Annotated in this window: 19 protein-coding genes; 2 read left to right on the plus strand and 17 right to left on the minus strand. The window is 36.9% G+C overall.

The genetic code is table 11. The features are described 5' to 3' along the window. Positions 1-4: 4 nt before the first annotated feature. The 13 genes from HNR52_RS08365 to HNR52_RS08425 form a co-directional block, all read right to left on the minus strand. Positions 5-475: a hypothetical protein gene (locus tag HNR52_RS08365; protein ID WP_013789014.1), complete on the minus strand. Its 471-nt coding sequence runs from the start codon at positions 473-475 to the stop codon at positions 5-7. 3 nt (positions 476-478) lie between these two features. Next, positions 479-1600: an RAMP superfamily CRISPR-associated protein gene (locus HNR52_RS08370; protein WP_435620288.1), complete on the minus strand. Its 1122-nt coding sequence runs from the start codon at positions 1598-1600 to the stop codon at positions 479-481. After that, positions 1597-2148 carry an RAMP superfamily CRISPR-associated protein gene (locus HNR52_RS08375; protein ID WP_435620289.1) on the minus strand — a complete coding sequence of 184 codons (552 nt, stop codon included), beginning with the start codon at positions 2146-2148 and terminating at the stop codon, positions 1597-1599. The genes HNR52_RS08370 and HNR52_RS08375 overlap by 4 nt, the downstream gene beginning before the upstream one ends. Positions 2149-2163: 15 nt before the next feature. Next, a complete protein-coding gene (locus HNR52_RS08380) occupies positions 2164-4140 on the minus strand; it encodes a Cas10/Cmr2 second palm domain-containing protein (protein WP_435620290.1) in 1977 nt (658 codons plus the stop codon). Between the two features lie 9 nt (positions 4141-4149). After that, positions 4150-5445: a TIGR02221 family CRISPR-associated protein gene (gene csx2 / locus HNR52_RS08385; protein WP_435620291.1), complete on the minus strand. Its 1296-nt coding sequence runs from the start codon at positions 5443-5445 to the stop codon at positions 4150-4152. Continuing rightward, entirely contained in the window at positions 5445-5840 is a 396-nt protein-coding gene (gene csx20, locus HNR52_RS08390) for a CRISPR-associated protein Csx20 (protein ID WP_435620292.1), read from the minus strand. The genes csx2 and csx20 overlap by 1 nt, the downstream gene beginning before the upstream one ends. Before the next feature lie 167 nt (positions 5841-6007). Further along, positions 6008-6421, minus strand: coding sequence for a Fe-S cluster assembly sulfur transfer protein SufU (sufU, locus tag HNR52_RS08395; protein WP_435620293.1), 414 nt, complete (start codon positions 6419-6421; stop codon positions 6008-6010). Then, positions 6418-7644, minus strand: a complete 1227-nt coding sequence (locus HNR52_RS08400) for a cysteine desulfurase (protein ID WP_435620307.1) — start codon at positions 7642-7644, stop codon at positions 6418-6420. Before HNR52_RS08400 ends, sufU begins: the two co-directional genes overlap by 4 nt. Continuing rightward, on the minus strand, positions 7644-8810 hold the full coding sequence (gene sufD / locus HNR52_RS08405) for a Fe-S cluster assembly protein SufD (RefSeq protein WP_013789022.1): 1167 nt from the start codon (positions 8808-8810) through the stop codon (positions 7644-7646). Before sufD ends, HNR52_RS08400 begins: the two co-directional genes overlap by 1 nt. A gap of 13 nt (positions 8811-8823) precedes the next feature. Continuing rightward, positions 8824-10227 (minus strand): Fe-S cluster assembly protein SufB, encoded by a 1404-nt coding sequence (gene sufB / locus HNR52_RS08410; protein ID WP_085113405.1) that lies wholly within the window; start codon positions 10225-10227, stop codon positions 8824-8826. A 13-nt stretch (positions 10228-10240) separates the two neighbouring features. Then, a complete protein-coding gene (gene sufC, locus HNR52_RS08415; RefSeq protein WP_435620294.1) occupies positions 10241-10993 on the minus strand; it encodes a Fe-S cluster assembly ATPase SufC in 753 nt (250 codons plus the stop codon). A gap of 179 nt (positions 10994-11172) precedes the next feature. After that, positions 11173-11457 carry a co-chaperone GroES gene (locus tag HNR52_RS08420; protein ID WP_435620295.1) on the minus strand — a complete coding sequence of 95 codons (285 nt, stop codon included), beginning with the start codon at positions 11455-11457 and terminating at the stop codon, positions 11173-11175. A 38-nt stretch (positions 11458-11495) separates the two neighbouring features. Beyond that, a complete protein-coding gene (locus tag HNR52_RS08425; RefSeq protein ID WP_435620296.1) occupies positions 11496-12071 on the minus strand; it encodes a glutaredoxin domain-containing protein in 576 nt (191 codons plus the stop codon). A 180-nt stretch (positions 12072-12251) separates the two neighbouring features. Between HNR52_RS08425 and HNR52_RS08430 the strand changes: the two genes are divergently transcribed. Continuing rightward, on the plus strand, positions 12252-12440 hold the full coding sequence (locus HNR52_RS08430; RefSeq protein WP_435620297.1) for an H-type small acid-soluble spore protein: 189 nt from the start codon (positions 12252-12254) through the stop codon (positions 12438-12440). Between the two features lie 46 nt (positions 12441-12486). On the opposite strand, the gene HNR52_RS08435 is transcribed toward HNR52_RS08430, so the two are convergent. From HNR52_RS08435 to HNR52_RS08450, 4 genes are all read right to left on the minus strand, one after another. Further along, entirely contained in the window at positions 12487-12828 is a 342-nt protein-coding gene (locus tag HNR52_RS08435; RefSeq protein ID WP_435620298.1) for a hemerythrin domain-containing protein, read from the minus strand. An 18-nt stretch (positions 12829-12846) separates the two neighbouring features. Further along, positions 12847-13104: a DUF438 domain-containing protein gene (locus HNR52_RS08440; protein ID WP_435620308.1), complete on the minus strand. Its 258-nt coding sequence runs from the start codon at positions 13102-13104 to the stop codon at positions 12847-12849. 70 nt (positions 13105-13174) lie between these two features. Further along, a complete protein-coding gene (locus tag HNR52_RS08445; protein ID WP_435620299.1) occupies positions 13175-14152 on the minus strand; it encodes an SPL family radical SAM protein in 978 nt (325 codons plus the stop codon). A 58-nt stretch (positions 14153-14210) separates the two neighbouring features. Then, positions 14211-14837 (minus strand): tropomyosin, encoded by a 627-nt coding sequence (locus tag HNR52_RS08450; protein WP_435620300.1) that lies wholly within the window; start codon positions 14835-14837, stop codon positions 14211-14213. Positions 14838-15146: 309 nt separating this feature from the next. Between HNR52_RS08450 and adhE the strand changes: the two genes are divergently transcribed. Continuing rightward, positions 15147-17726 carry a bifunctional acetaldehyde-CoA/alcohol dehydrogenase gene (adhE, locus tag HNR52_RS08455; protein ID WP_435620301.1) on the plus strand — a complete coding sequence of 860 codons (2580 nt, stop codon included), beginning with the start codon at positions 15147-15149 and terminating at the stop codon, positions 17724-17726. The last annotated feature ends 23 nt before the right edge of the window (positions 17727-17749 follow it).

Here is a 17749-nt window from a genome sequence, read left to right on the forward strand (position 1 = left end):
TACATCACCTCTTATTGCTGTTATAGTATTTATTTCCATTTTTCGAATTGTTGTTTTGTTTTCCAAATCCAGTGTTATTTTGACTTGCATCAGTTCTTATTGGCTTTACTCTGTAGGATGATTGCCAGTACAAATACCCAAAAAATAGGCTTAAAGCCTTTGGCAAAATATCTTCAGTTGCATCATTTTTTATTTTCCTCATGTATTCTATTATCTTGTCTCCATACTTCATGCCATCAAAGATGTTATCCCAGCCATTGCGCTTTGATTCCTTGTACTTTATGTAAAGTTCAAATTCATCATAAGAATCAATATTTGAGGCAATCTCAGCTAATGTCCTGTATTGGGATATGCCAATCTTGTCTTTTTCTCTACCTTTTTCATCATTTGTGTGAATTGATAGAAAGTCTTTTTTTGACGCTATTTCGTCTGAATACTCAATTAGCTTTTGTTTTAACTCTTTACTTATATTCATTGTCTAATTACCCCCATTCAAATGTATTTCATCGCAAATCTTCACATACCCATATCCATTTATGGTATTTTGGCCGATACCTGACTTCTCCATAAAATACAGCTTGTCTTTGATATCATCAATATCTTCATCTGTGCCAATCAAAACAACAGAACCTTTCTCTATATAAACTGATGGTTTTTCCCTCATATCGTCCATTTGTTTTGATGTATCATAACCTCTGTATATATTGCTTTCTGAGTAAACTTTTATCACGTCATATTGAAATCCAAGATTTAATATTTTCTTCCACAATTCTTTGTAATCATCTGTCGTCTTTAAAGGAATATTATAGTCTATATCAGGTATCATGTCTGAATAAAAATCAAGTGTTATAAGCGACTTATATGTCTTACCACCGTACTGCCTTTTGCCAACAATTTTATTTAACTTTTCGATTCTTTCTATCAAATCAACTTCATTCCTTGCACCTTCACTGCATATTTCGATCTCGCATTTGCCGAATCCACTTGAAGTATCTGCGCCAATCCTAAGCATTTTAAATTCTTCAAGTTCATCTATTCCATCTACATACCCTTCAAATGTTAGACCTTCCTCTATTGCTAATATACTGTACAGTCCTCCATCTCTTGCTGTCTTTGTATACGGATCTATGGCTGTTCTTGTAAAAAGTCTTTTAGGAACATCTACCATTTTCCCATCTTTATAATACCCTGTAGCAAACTCTATTCTCCCTTTGCATATTGGACATTCACTCTCTTTATTAAAGAGCACATCTACAAGACCATGGTCATTGTGATACTTGCATTTCATTGCAGAAAGCGGAAACGGCCTTGCACCATCATAATAGAAGTTGTAAAATCTTATATTGCTAAAATTCCTACACCAATCTTTATACTTACATCTGCTGCATTTTTCGTCATCTCTTATGTATATCCAGTTGTACCTGCCATCTTTATCTGGTTTATCTACATCGTACAGTAGACAATTTCTCAAAATCTCTCTTGCAATAGCTGCCCTTATAACGTCGCCTGGTATGTAATCTTTAGTAGTTAAAAAATTTCCTACCAAATTTCTACCACCTACTATAAGAGGTGAAATCAGGTTTAGCTTTACCTTTATCATTCATCCCCCTCCTTAACATCAACATGGACCCATCCATATCCTCTGCTTTTACCTGCCCCAATGCTTTCTATCATTTTTAAAGATATCAAAATGAGTTCTTCATATTTCTCTGTACTTTCATCCAAGTATAAGTCCATTGTCCCTTTGAATGTACCGCCTTCGTATACTTCCATTGAATTTAGAGAATTGTCTTTTGCCACTTTTCTATACCTATCAACAGACGTTGAATGCCTTACAGTTCTAATGCCAATGTTAGTCACATCATCATCTAATAATAAGTCATCTATATATAATTTAGATGGGTTATAACCAGGTGAACCAAAAACCTTGCATACAGGACATATGCACTTCATATCGTCATGATGCTCTTCATCGATTAAAGACATGAAGTTTTGCCTCATGATTCCCTTTATTGTGGATGCAGGTATATAAGGTTTTCCACTTCTATCTTTTACAAAGTATTTATCTACAAGACTACCAATGCTATTGCCTGTAGCAATGCACATTGGAGATTTTAATTTTACGACTATATCAAATCTCTTTTTCAAAATATCACCTCAATCCTATATATAATCCCAAATCTCGGTAATGTCATACCACGGTGAGTGATATTCCATGCCATTTTCACCTGAAAGCCTAAAAAGACCCTCTTCAAAACAGCCATTGGCAATCTCCACAAGTCCTTTTTCAATATCTTCCATATTTGACCTTGACCTGTCGTACATGTAGAAAAGCTTAAACTCCAATGGCAACATCATGCTTGCAGCATCCCTAAGTTTGTATATGTGGTTTTTCATAATCTTTTTGCTTTCTTTCATTTTCAGTATCAAGTTTATAAGCTTAGTCATGTCACTCCACGTGTAATTTAAAATGCCTTGATGTATAAAGTCATAATTGCTGCCTTTATCCCTATTCAATTCCAAATACATATTGCTTTCTAAAACTGCAAATGAAACAGTCCCAATTTTGTTGTCCATCTTTTTCGAATATGATTTAGCTTTTTTCAAAAGCTTATTGGCCAATTCAAACATATTCCGTATAGGTGTGGAATATTTGCTTATTGCGACGCCAATCGACATTGTCACATTTGCACTTTTATCAATGTCAGACTTGTTTTGAAATTCTTTGTCAAATGTTTCAATAAGCTTTGACGCCATTATCAAACTGGATTTTGCAGGGGTTATTATGAATATATCATCGCCTCCAAGCTCAATAACTTCAAATGGAATCTCCTCTCCTTCTACCTCATACCCTTTACGTATAGCCTCCAATGTCGCTTTAAAGGCAGAACTTTCCGCTTTTCTGCTGAAATACATCATCTCATACACATTTTTTATGTTCTTTATTATGTTTCCAAAATTATTGCCATCACCGTATATTAATGCCATGTATCCATTGTTTTTAAAGGCCCCAATCTCGTCTAATCCTTGTACCTTTTTTCCACCGTATTGTTTCTCGCCAAAATTTTTTAAATGTATTCTCTGAAACTCCTCATGAAATCCACCTTTGGCGTAAGTCCCAGCTTCAATTTTGTGAAGGCAGCTTAAGCATACTCCTTTCTCCCCTTCACTTGTCTGAATTGTATAGTGTGCATCTCTCAAATTACAGAATTTACATATTGATTTAGATTTGCTTTCTATCGGTTTGTGGGTTATCTCATCTATCACCATGTCTTTGTCTTCTATTCCTTTGTTTACATCGCCATAATTAGGATCAACATTTAAGTACAGCTTTAACTTTTTCCTATCTTCCAGCATTTCTTCGCAATCTCTTATGACTTCCTTATAATCGTTAATCAAATCTTTTAATGTTGTTTTGTGCGATATAAAGGCGCTTTGAGCTGTTATCGTCACATCTTCATAAAGTCTTTCTAAATCATGCTCTATATCAGCATCATTGTCAGGAACTACTGCAAAGACATTTCCCCCACCGCAGTATATAACGGCCTCTGGTATAAACTTCTCTTTAAAGTAGCCAGGTATCCTTACTCTGTTTATGTTATCTAAAAGATAGCTAGAACCTCTCAAGCACTTTATATCATTGTTCTCAACGATATACTTTTTTGTCTTGTATACACCGCCTTTTACTATCTTTATATCTGCATTTCTGATGGAATCTTCAAATTTTTCCCCAAGGGCAAGCATGTCTACCATTTTTAATGCGGTATTTATGCTTTCTCTTTGAGATTTTTCTATCTCAAAAAAGTGATGATACATCTCGAGCCTTACATCATTTGAATTGTCCATGGCATATGCAAAGCAAACAGCCAATGTTGCAGCATCTTTTAAAGAAGGCGCCTTAACATCTTTTTTTTCAATGTATGGCCTAATGTACGGTATTTCGTCTACATCGTTTTTTAAGTACTCGTATATTTCGTCACTATCCATCATGGATATATCGTGAGCTATCTTTTTAACTTTCTTTTCGTACTCATCCATCTTCATACAGTAATTTGTGCCAGTAACAATGTCTACCCAGCTTATATATCCACTGGGAAGTTTCTCATGTCTAACTTTCTCATCTGCAAAATCTATGTACACGTTATCACCTCACTCTATAATTTTTTCTACATCATCTATAAAGGTATTAAGTTTTTTTACAAAAGTTTCATAAGGTATGCTGCCGACTCTCCATCCAGCATGATTTATGTCATTTCTGACATTTTTTATATCGTAAATCAATTTAGCCAATTTCTCACTATCTTCTCGCTCTAATATTTTATTTACAATATCTTCATGAAGTCTTGCTTCATCTTTCCATTCATCCTTGGGAGCATTTTTCATCTTTATGTAAAATGCTTGTCCTATAGCAGTTCTGATTTCTTTATTACATTTGTCGACTCTAAACTTGTTGCAGAAATATGTTATTATGCCTTCCTCCAGTATCGTAAGCCCTTGCTGTATCATATTGTGGTCTCTGCACCATTTCACCCCCTGTATCATGTTTTTGTCTTCATCATCAGTAAAATTATCAAAGTGATTTTTTATGTTCTCTATAAGCGGTGTCATAGGTTTTATGTAGCTTTTTTCTGATATGTTATAAGCGAAGTCTATCTTTTCCTTAAGCTCTATTCCATCGCTTGATACCAATTTACCTCTACAAACTGCCACATTGTTTGTGTAATTCTGTATCGATTTACCAACCTTCTCTAATATATTCTTGTCATCTTTCATACCCTTTTTTAAAAGCTCGCCTTTCCCACGCTCTATAAGCTTACTTATGTACCTTGAGTCGCCGTCCTCTATGAAGCGGTCAATTCCAACTGTCCAATCAAGAAGGTTGATAAAAGGAGTGAGATTGAATATAGGCGCATTCCTATCTTCTAATTTTAGTCTGTCTTCAATTTCGTTTGATGGGACTCCGAGAGCTTCTACAGCTCCGTAGTACATTCCTTTTATTTCGCATTTCTTTACAAATTTTGCATAATTCAATATTATAAGTGCTAAGACAGGCAGTGATCTAAATGAATGCGTTATGTCAAAGATTATCTCATCTTTGTAGTTTATCTTTCCTAATACTTTGTCAAATATATCCCAAAGTTCTTCTTCTATTTCCCCAGATGGAATATCTACGGCTTCTATAGTATCTACTATGCCTTCATACTTTTTAAGCACACCAGAAAGCCCACTTTTCTCAGGATGCTTTGCATTTGAAATCCAATTAGCTGTAGTCGCTTCTTTTGTCTTGAAGATGTAAATGCCATCTATTTTGATGCCTTTTTTTAAAAAGATATCTATAAGCGCTTCTTGAACATAGCAAATCGCGTCGATTTTTACGTCATCCAGCGAATAATTGCATTCAGCATATTTGCCTGTACCTAAAAATGAAAAAAACTTTGTCGCCATCACTTCCACCTCTCATATTTTCTAAATCTTACATGTTTAAATGTCCTATGCACTTTTACAGTACCGTCAGTAAATGTCCTTTCGTCCGCATCTCTTGCAGTCGTAGAATATACAGGTATCAATCCGCTTTCAAAGCAAAAATCTACCAATAAAAATGTAGCTCCAAAATCCCCTTGTAAAAGGACATAATCACCTTTTCTGGAATTTTGCTTTATCCACTCAGCAATCTTTTCTACACAAAAGCGTATAGACTCTGCTTCAGGCGGTATAGATGCCCATACTTTTTTAAGGTCATCTGGAAGATATGTAAATTCACCGACACCATAAGTGTGAAAAGCATCTTCCATTTGGTCTTTTGTCAATTGGTGTGAAAACACTAAAAGCATTTTTCTCATTTTATCATGACCTCTTTTATAATTATCAAAGGATATAGACTAAAAGAAATGACAATCCTGATAGGTAGGCTAAATATGACATTTATATAGATATTTCTACACAAATCAAAATTTTCCTGCTTAAAAAATAAAAAAAAACGCCTTAACGTAAGTTAAAGCGCTTATAGTTATATTATCTTTTCAAGTGTCTTCCATGCCAGCAAAGCACATTTTACCCTCGCTGGGAAGTCTGACACTCCTTGCAAGACTTGTGCATCGCCAAGGTCGTCTATATCCACATCTTTTTTGTGTATCATGTCTATAAATTTCTCCACCAGCTTTAAAGCTTCTTTTTTGTCTTTCCCTTTTATAAGATCACACATCATGGATGTAGAAGCTTGGCTTATGGCACAGCCATGACCTACAAATGAGGCATCTTCGATCACATCGCCGTTCATCTTAAGCTCCAATGTTATGTCATCACCGCAGAGAGGATTGTGGCCTCTTTCTTTTATGGTAGGGTTTTCTATCTCCCTTTTATTAGGGGAGTTTTCGTAGTGCTCCATTATTATCTCTGAGTAAAGCTGATTTAAATCGCTCATCTAAACCACTTCCTGACATCTTTTAATCCATCTACAAAAGCATCTACTTCGCTTTTGTCGTTGTAAACGTAGAAACTTGCCCTCACAGTTGCAGGAACACCTAAGTACCTCATGAGAGGCTGACAGCAGTGATGACCACTTCTTACTGCTATGCCATCCTGATCAAGTATCGTGGCTACATCATGTGGATGGACGTTTTCCACATTGAATGATATTATACCTGTCCTATCTTTTGCATCTTTAGGTCCGTACAGTTTTACGTAGTCTATCTTAGACAATTTCTCTAAAGCATATTCCGTAATCTCTTGCTCATGCTTTAAAATATTGTCAAGGCCTATTTTCTCTACGTACTCTATAGCCTTCATAAGGCCGTAAGCACCTTCAACATTTGGCGTACCTGCTTCAAATTTAAGTGGTGATGGTGCAAATGTATAATGATCCTCAAAAACCTCGTCTATCATCTCTCCACCGCTTAAAAACGGAGGAATGTCATCCAGAAGATCTTCCTTTATATACAGGACACCTATACCCATAGGGCCCATCATCTTATGGCCTGAAAATGCATAGAAGTCACATCCAAGCTTTTCTACATCTATCTTCATATTTGGTATGCTTTGTGCACCATCTATCAATACTTTAGCACCATTTTCATGCGATAAATTAACAATTTCATAGACAGGGTTTATGATGCCTAAGACATTTGACGAATGTTGTAAAGCGACAAGTTTAACTTTTTCATCTTTCAAAATGCTTTTAAACTCGTCTAAGTCAAGCCTGGAATTTTCATCAAGGTGGACGTATTTAAGCTTTGCACCTTTTTTCTCCGCCACCATCTGCCATGGAAGGATGTTGCTGTGATGCTCGGCTATCGTCAATACTATCACATCACCTTCACCAATATGCTTAAGGCCCCATGTATATGCCACAAGGTTTATAGACTCTGTGGCATTTCGCGTAAACACTATTGACTCAGATGATTTGGCATTTATAAACCTTCTTACAGCATCCCTTGCCTCCTCGTAGGCCTCTGTTGACAATGCGCTTAGATAATGAGGACTTCTATACACATTTGCATTGTACTCTTTGTAATACTTAGATAGCGCATCAATCACATACGTTGGCTTTTGAGTCGTAGCTGCATTGTCAAAATATATGAGCTTTTTCCCGTGTGGAGCTGTCTTTAATACAGGAAAATCTTCTTTTATCTTTAAAACATCCAGCATCAACCAGAAATCCTCCTTCCAATGTGACTTTTAACTGTCTCTTTAAGAGCATCACTTGGCAATGTATCAATTACTGGGTTAAAGCTTGCTTCCACCATCAAAAGCTTTGCTTCTTCCATGCTTAAACCTCTTGACATCATGTAGAAAAGCTTGTTTTCATCAATTTGCCCCGCACTGGCAGAATGGTTTGCCTGCACATCATCTTCAGAACACCATAAAGCAGGTATAGCGTCAGATCTTACTGTCTTATCCAGCAAAAGGACAACTTCGCTTTCATTGCCCTTTGCCTTTCTTGCACCCCTCTTCATGTCTAAGTTGCCTCTAAAAACCGCCTTTGATTTATCTTTCAATGCGCCTTTTACATCAACACTGCTTTCTGTCCTCATCCCTATATGATTAACCCTGTAAGACATATCATGACTCTGATCGTAAGCTCCTAAGAATATAGAGCTAAAGTAAGCGCTGCTACCAGTTCCTTCTAATTCTGCAGTCACATCATAGGCATTTACTTTTGAGCCTAAATCGATTTGCGTCCATTTTACTGTTGCATCATTCCCTGTTATTATTATATTATTGTCAAAATTCGATGAATCATCACTGAACCTTTGAATCTTCACTATATTTACGCTTGCTCCATCTTTCGCTATGACGGCTGTAAATCCATTGTGAAAGCTTCTCTTGTCAGAAGCTAAATCAAAAACAACTGTCAAGTTTGATAGTCTCTCTGCAATAATGAGGTTTAAATCTATTATAGTGTCATCATCGCCAACTGCTCTATAGTTTATTGTAACGGGTAGCTTAACATTTGAATTTGGCAGAGCTCTTACGCTAAAGCCTGTATTGTAAAATGCCAAAACCATATTCTTAAACTTTTCATCCACGCCAAAATTACGCGCCAATACAGATTTTATTGCGTTTAAATCATCATCTGCAAAAGCTTTTGTCAAAGGATTTACCACAAGTCCTTCTTGGGCATCATTATCAATGACTGCACTTTTATACTCTTTATAGTATGGAAGATGGACATCATCTATCTTCACTCTTTTCCACATAGGCATTGGCACTTTTGAAAATACCTCGTAACCTTTTACTCTAAGCTCTTTCTCTCCACTTCCGCCTTCCCTAATGATATCTTGTATTGTATTGTAATCTAATAACTTAATCATAGAAACATCTCCTTTACCCTATAGTTCCTTCAAGCTCAAGTTTTATAAGGCGATTAAGCTCAACGGCGTACTCAAGCGGAAGTGATTTTGCTACAGGCTCTACGAATCCTCTTACGATCATGGACCTTGCTTCATCTTCACTTAATCCTCTTGTCATTAAGTAAAATATCTGCTCGTCGCTGATTCTTCCTACCTTTGCTTCATGCCCTATGTCAACATTATCGTTTAAAACCTCTATTATAGGCATTGTATCTGATCTTGATATTTCGTCTATCATAAGACCTTCGCATTGTACAGATGCTTTTGCACCTTCTGCATTAGGACCTATCCTCAAGAGTCCTCTGTAATTTGTGATTCCCCCGTCTTTGGATATGCTTTTTGCCAATACTTTCGATGATGTATATGGTGCTAAATGTATCATTTTTGAGCCCGTATCAAGATGCTGCCCTTTTGCAGCAAATGTGACACCAGTGTATTCAGATTTAGCTCCTTTGCCTCTTAATACAGATGCCGGATAAAGCATCGTCTTGTGGCTTCCAAATGAGCCAGATATCCACTCTATGACACCATCTTTATCGACTAAAGCTCTCTTTGTATTCAAGTTGTAGGTATTTTTGCTCCAATTTTCTATAGTAGAGTAGATAAGCCTTGCTCCTTCTTTTACAAAAAGTTCCACACAACCTGCGTGTAAATTGGATACTGCATACTGTGGTGCCGAACAACCTTCTATGAATCTAACTTCGCTGCCTCTATCGGCTATTATAAGCGTGTGCTCAAACTGCCCTGTTCCCGGTGCATTCATCCTGAAATATGCCTGAAGCGGAACTTCTACTTTCACATTTTCAGGCACATATACAAATGTGCCACCACTCCATATGGCTCCGTGTAGCGCTGCAAATTTGTGGTCATTTGGCGTAACATTTTTCGTCATAAAGTACTCTTTAATTACGTCAGGGTATTTTTTCAAAGCCGTGTCCATGTCTTCAAATATTACGCCTTGTTTTGCAAGATTGTCTTTTATGCTGTGGTAAACTACTTCCGAATCGTACTGAGCACCTACGCCAGATAAAGCCTTTTTCTCTGCCTCAGGAATGCCAAGCTTCTCAAATGTGTTTCGTATGTCTTCAGGCACTTCATCCCATGAATTTTTCAATTTAGCGTCAGGGCTTAAGTATGCTACAATGGAGTTTATGTCAAGCTGGCTTAAATCTACACCCCATGTAGGCATTGGCTTGCTTTCGTATATTTCAAGAGATTTTAAGCGAAAATCTCTCATCCATTTAGGCTCATTTTTTCTTTCGGATATCTCCTCAACGATCTTTTTAGAAAGCCCCTTTTCCGTCTTGTACGAATACCTGACTTCATTTTTTATGTTGTATCTGGAAAAATCTATATCATTTACAATGGTCTTTTTCATCTGATTCACCCCTTTATGACAGAACTTCGTCAAGTATAGACTCGTATCCTGTCTTCTCCAGCTCCTTTGCCAGATTTTTGTCTCCTTCTTTGACAATCCTTCCATGTGCCAGCACAGATATTACGTCTGGCTCCAAGTAATCCAATATCCTATTGTAATGGGTTATAATTAGTATTGACATATCTTCTGTCTTCAATTTCCTGACTGTCTCAGCAACAATCCTTAAAGCATCTATGTCAAGACCTGAATCTATTTCATCCAACATGACAAGCTTCGGATTTAACATAGCCATCTGCAAGATCTCGCTTTTCTTCTTTTCTCCGCCAGAAAAACCTACGTTTAAGTATCTCGTCCTATACTCCTGCTTCATGTCCAGCATATCCATCTTTTCCTTCATGCTTTTTGCAAATTGTAGCATAGGCATGTTTTTGTTTGTAACTGCATTTAAAGAAGTCCTTATGAAATTATCTACCGTAATCCCCGGGATTTCCTCAGGAGATTGGAACGATAAAAATATGCCTTTCTTCGCCCTTTCGTTTACTTTGAGGTTTACGATATTTTCCCCTTCAAAAAGTATTTCACCGTCTGTAACTGTGTAATGTGGATTTCCCATTATTACATTACAGAGGGTACTCTTTCCACTGCCATTAGGGCCCATAATAGCGTGTATTTCTCCTCTTTTTATAGTAAAATTAAGTCCTTTTAATATCTCTTTGCCGTCCACTTCTGCCTTGACATTTTTTATTTCTAACAAATTATCCTTCATATTTACACTCCCTTTTTAATTCCTACTATTTTAATGGGATTACTTCCATGCTTTAATTATACCCTAATATTAAAAAAAATCAATAAATATATTTTCAAATTTTGGCTTTAATATACTTCCATATTATGCAAATTATCAAAACCTCATTAGATAACAAAAAAACCGAGATTTACTCTCGGTTATATTTCATCTACATCCACGTATTTAGCTATTATATCGTCAACAGGAATTATCAAATACTCGGTATCACCGTGCTTTATCTTCGTGCCAGAAAATTCTTTGTATATGATTCTATCGCCTATTGATATCTCGTCTGTGGCACCGGCTGCAAGGCCTTCCACAATTCCTTCATGAAGCTTTTCTTGTGCGTTTCTTGGTATTATTATGCCGCCAACTTTTTTGTCACCTTCAGCTTCTTCAAGCCTTATAAGTGCGTTCCCATTTACTGGTTGTATCTTTTCCATGTACATCATCCTTTCTCCATTATATTATAAATATTTTTTTATCCTTGGATACCTAATAGTGTGTTTAATCTGGCCTTATCAAATCCCACTACTATTGTACCATCTATGTCCGTCTGTGGCACGCCTCTTTGCCCGCTTCTCCTTACAAGCTCCTCAGCAGCACCAGGATTTTTGGTCACATCTACTTCTCTAAATGGTATATTGTTTTGCCTCAAGTATGACTTTGTGGCACTGCACCACGGGCACGAAGGCGATGTGTAGACAATAACCCTATGATATTTTTTTGATCCATCGCTTGACTTTACAGGCGATGTAGTAAGCAACTTTTCGTAATAATCTTCTGATTGTACACCGTAGACTATCTGCTGTACTTTCCCATCGCCATAAGCAATTAAAGCAGGTACAACAGTAATGCCAAATTCTGTATGCAATCCCACCTCTGACGCGTTTACTGCATAGACTTTTACATCTTTGTTTTTATCGCTGAATTTCTTTAAATTATCTAACGCCTCTAAACTTTTTTGAGATTTATTGGAGTAAAACAACAGCATGAAGAAATCTGCTGATTTTTTTATGTCTTCAAATTCACTCCTATCCTTTATAAAGCTTAACATACGCAACACCTCTTACAATTATATATAAGTTGCGGGTTTATACCCCCCAATGGTAACTGGTTTAATCTACAATATATTATATTCACACTGCAGTAAAATGTCAACATATCAAATATCATGAGAAAAGTATATGTTTATATAAGCTAATGTATACTATCTATAAGGAAAGGAGTTGTTTTTATGAAATATAAAAGAGCTGAAGAAATATACAATTCTCCATCAAATTATGAAGTTATCTACGATGGTCAGGCAGTATGGATAAATTCTCTAAATCCCAATAAAAAATACGCTAATATCAAATTTTTGCACGATAATGCCATCATGGACGTACCTGTCGGCTTTTTGGTGGAAGGCAAAAAATTAAGCTAAAAATAAGAGCAGCTTTTTTCGATCGCAGAAAATAGCTGCCCTTGTCTTACGACATAAGTCGCTTTTCCCCTTCTAAAATATTTACCCACTCATCTTCTGTAAGTGTATCTAATGCCATTGGAAGAAGTATGTTCTCCTCTTTGAATATCATCTCTATTATCTTATTGATAAGCTTATTTAGCTTATCTTCAACTGCACCTTTTTTAGACTCATTGTATTCTTTTAAATCTCTGATGGTGGATTTTAAAAGTTCTCTAATCTCATCGTCCACACCCCACATGACACTTGGCGGGCCTGTTATTCCGTACTTCTCCAAATATGGGAACAAAAGATTTTCTTTTCTTGAATAATGTTTATCAATATCCATGAGAAGATTTATACTTCCCAAAAGCTTTGATATGCTCTCTTATGTGCCATTGCGTTTAAAATCCTCTAATGCCGGTCTTAAATTTTCATTTATGTTCTTTTCGATTGCTCTATTTTCTTCCTTAAATGTATGAACCGGATGTCCGGGTATAGTCTCAGGTTTCTTTACTTGTTCCAATGACTCTCTGAAAACAGCCGCATGAACATCGCAAAGCCTTTGAATTTCCTTCACCGAAAGTCCTTCGTTCATAAGCTCCTGTTCTATCTGAGACAATTCTGTATGCGTAATGCCGTCTATCTTCTTATTTAAAACAGATGTCTCAGCTTAATTTTACCTCAAAATACAGTTATTGCTGTGATATAGATAACTACTTTAAAAATAATTTATCCTTGCTTACATGCTTTGCCAATCTATCGTACACAAATTCTTTCATGTACTTTTCATTTTTATATATAAATACTCCATCCTTTACCTCCGTATCGTAGCAAAATACAAATGATGTTTCTTTAAGCTTTTCCACTTTTTTAGCCTGCTCCTTTACCATCCTAAATGCACCTATATTAAAGTCGTATATATCTTGAAGTGGCAATTCTTCGTACAATTTATCTATAAAATCCGAATATATCTTTTCAAAATCATCAACATACATGATAGGTTCTAACGATATTCTCACTTTTACTCCTTTTTCAATAGCCTTTCTTATGGCCATTATCCTTTTGTCAAGGGACGGAGTAGAAGTCTCATAAATCGAAATCACTTCCTGAGGTAAAAGGGACCACGAAAATATTACATTATTAGGAATCGCTGTAGATTCAAAAAACGCCGCATTAGCACATTTTGTCCTTATCTCCATCAACAAGTTTTCATTAGTCATCGCGTATGAAATCCACATAGACGCAAAGCTTGTCAACGGCTCAAACGCCAATAAGTCTGTCTCATATGATATGCTTAAATATATCCTTTTGTCACAAGAAAGTTTGTCAACCTCATCAAAAAAGTCTTCTAAATTGACAAAAAACACGATATTAGCCGATGGATACATGCCTTGAAGATAACAGTAATCACAAGAGTAAATGCAGTTTAAGACATTCGAAGTATGGTAAAACTCATCAATCCCAAAGTTTTCGCACATCTCAGAACCTCTGTATATAAAATCGTACCTTTTCTTTGCCAGTATTATATTTGGATATTTCTTTTGCATGACATAATTCTGCCTTTGCCTTAAAAACAAGTCGCTATACCTTTGGATTTCAACAACAGTACTTTTTTTCAATGCATTTAATATTTTCTCTGTAGTAGGGTAATTTAAAACATCTTTTTCAACGTAAACATGAGAAAACTTCATATGCCGCTCATCCTCTCAAAGTTTATAAAGATAAACAAAAAAGCGCCCATAGCGCCATTTAAACATCATTAAGCTTGTGTATATCTAAAAGCAGCTTCACATCTGCTTCTCTTTCAAGTATGTGATCATTCAAAACATCAAACTTTTTATCTATTCTCTTAAAATTCAATTCAAACTTGCCAAGTTGGCTTGTGTGCTTTGTGACTTCTTCAAATGTATGCTTTAAGATGTACTCAACATCACTTTGCTGCCTCTCAAGGTTGTATAGTCTATTTTGAACGCCATCAAGCCTCTTATCCATCCCGTCAAGTCTACTTTCAACACTGTCAAGCCTCTTATCCATGCCATCAAGTCTACTTTCAACGCTGTCAAGCCTCTTATCCATGCCGTCAAGTCTATTTTCAACGCTGTCAAGCCTCTTATCCATCCCATCAAGTCTATTTTCAACGCTGTCAAGCCTCTTATCCATCCCATCAAGTCTATTTTCAACGCTGTCAAGCCTACTTTCAACACCATCAAGCCTTTTTTCTACGTTGTCTAATCTTTTATCCATATTGTCCAGTCTTTTGTCTACGTCGTCCAATCTCTTTTCAACGCTGACAAGTCTTCCGTCCATGTTTTCCAGTTTTACGTCAATCGAGTCAAATCTTTGAAGCACCAAAGTCATGAACTCTTCATTTGTCAAGGTTTTTTCCCTCCCCTTTTACCTTTGTGTCCATTATAACACACCCAAAAATCACAAGCAATGAAATAATTTGAGTAAAATTTTTTAGTTAATCGTTTATAAAAAATTTTCTATATTGACAAACTAATAGTGATAATATATCATATAAGTGTAAGGTGATTGTTAAATGAATAACAAAAATTATTTACATCATACGGTCCAAGATTCAATCCATTCAGGCAAATTTCCTATTAAAATGCTTGAATAACAAGTGCAATCACCCCAAACACAAAGATTTATTGTTAATAAATTAACACGGAGGTGTTTATCATGGCAACGACAAAAACGGAATTAGACGTTCAGAAGCAGATAGATTTACTTGTATCAAGAGCACAAGAGGCTCAAAAAAAATTCATGTCTTACACACAAGAGCAAATCGACGCAATCGTAAAGGCAATGGCTTTAGCAGGTGTAGACAAACACGTAGAGCTGGCAAAGATGGCATACGAAGAGACAAAAATGGGTGTGTACGAAGATAAGATTACAAAAAATCTCTTTGCCACAGAGTACGTATACCACGACATAAAAAATGAAAAGACTGTAGGAATCATAAACGAAAACATAGAAGAAAACTACATGGAAGTAGCAGAGCCGATAGGCGTAATTGCCGGTGTCACACCTGTCACAAACCCGACATCTACTACGATGTTTAAATGCTTAATATCCATAAAGACGCGAAACCCCATAATATTCAGCTTCCATCCAAAGGCAATAAAGTGCAGCATCGCAGCAGCAAAAGTCATGTACGAAGCTGCATTAAAGGCAGGTGCACCTGAAGGATGCATAGGCTGGATAGAAACGCCATCGATAGAAGCCACACAGCTTCTCATGACACATCCAGGCGTATCTTTAATCCTTGCAACAGGCGGTGCAGGAATGGTAAAAGCAGCATACAGCTCAGGAAAGCCAGCATTAGGCGTAGGTCCTGGCAACGTGCCATGCTACATTGAGAAATCAGCAAACATAAAAAGAGCTGTATCAGACCTCATATTAAGCAAGACATTTGACAATGGAGTAATATGCGCATCAGAGCAGGCTGTAATAATAGATGAAGAAATAGCAGATGAAGTCAAAAAACTTATGAAAGAGTACGGCTGCTACTTCCTAAATAAAGATGAAATCAAGAAGCTTGAAAAATTCGCAATCGACGAGCAAAGCTGTGCTATGAGCCCTGCAGTGGTAGGTCAGCCAGCCACGAAGATTGCCGAGATGGCAGGCTTCAAAGTTCCTGAAGGCACAAAGATATTAGTGGCAGAATACGAAGGAGTAGGTCCAAAATATCCTCTATCAAGAGAGAAACTAAGTCCAATTCTTGCTTGCTACACTGTCAAAGATTACAACGAAGGAATCAAAAAGTGCGAGGAAATGACTGAATTTGGAGGTTTAGGCCACTCCGCTGTAATACACTCTGAAAACCAAGACGTCATAAATGAATTTGCAAGACGAGTCCGCACAGGAAGACTTATCGTAAATTCACCATCATCACAAGGAGCAATAGGAGATATATACAATACAAACACGCCATCACTTACATTAGGCTGCGGTTCTATGGGAAGAAACTCAACAACAGACAATGTAAGTGTCAACAATCTTTTGAATATTAAGCGTGTCGTGATAAGGAAGGATAGAATGAAATGGTTCAAGATTCCACCAAAGATTTACTTTGAAAGCGGGTCACTGCAGTATTTATGCAAGGTCAAAAGGAAAAAGGCCTTTATCGTCACAGATCCATTCATGGTTAAACTTGGCTTCGTAGACAAAGTGACTTATCAATTAGACAAGGCAAACATCGACTACGAAATATTCTCAGAAGTTGAGCCAGATCCATCTGTTGACACAGTCATGAACGGCGTAAAAATAATGAATTCATACAATCCAGACTTAATAATCGCTGTAGGCGGTGGTTCTGCAATAGATGCAGCAAAGGGAATGTGGCTTTTCTACGAATATCCTGACACAGAGTTTGAAACATTGAGGCTTAAATTCGCTGATATAAGAAAGAGAGCATTTAAGTTCCCAGAGCTTGGCAAAAAAGCGCTGTTCATCGCAATACCGACAACAAGCGGTACAGGCTCAGAAGTGACAGCATTTGCCGTAATAACCGACAAAAAGAGAAATATCAAGTACCCACTTGCAGACTATGAACTTACACCTGATATAGCCATAATAGATCCTGACCTTACAAAGACAGTGCCACCATCTGTAACAGCAGATACAGGTATGGATGTGTTGACACACGCCATAGAGGCATACGTGTCAGTGATGGCATCCGACTACACAGATGCACTGGCAGAAAAGGCCATAAAGATCGTATTTGAATACCTGCCAAGAGCTTATAAAAACGGCAATGATGAAGAAGCCCGCGAAAAGATGCACAATGCTTCATGCATGGCTGGCATGGCATTTACAAATGCATTCCTTGGAATAAACCACAGCATGGCACACATACTGGGCGGCAAGTTCCACATACCACACGGAAGAGCAAATGCAATACTTCTGCCGTATGTAATAAGGTACAATGCAGAAAAGCCTACAAAATTTGTGGCATTCCCACAGTACGAATATCCAAAGGCAGCAGAAAGATATGCAGAAATCGCCAAATTCTTAGGACTGCCTGCATCAACCGTTGAAGAAGGCGTAGAAAGCTTGATCGAAGCTATAAAGAACCTTATGAAAGAGCTTAACATTCCGCTGACTCTAAAAGACGCTGGCATAAACAAAGAACAATTCGAAAAAGAAATCGAAGAAATGTCGGACATCGCCTTCAACGATCAGTGCACAGGGACAAATCCAAGAATGCCTCTTACAAAAGAAATTGCAGAGATCTACATGAAGGCATACGGTGCATAAGTAATAAAAAAAGAACGGCTTAC

Origin of the sequence: Thermoanaerobacterium thermosulfurigenes, from assembly GCF_051201035.1 — a bacterium.
GTDB classification, from domain to species: Bacteria; Bacillota; Thermoanaerobacteria; order Thermoanaerobacterales; family Thermoanaerobacteraceae; genus Thermoanaerobacterium; species Thermoanaerobacterium thermosulfurigenes.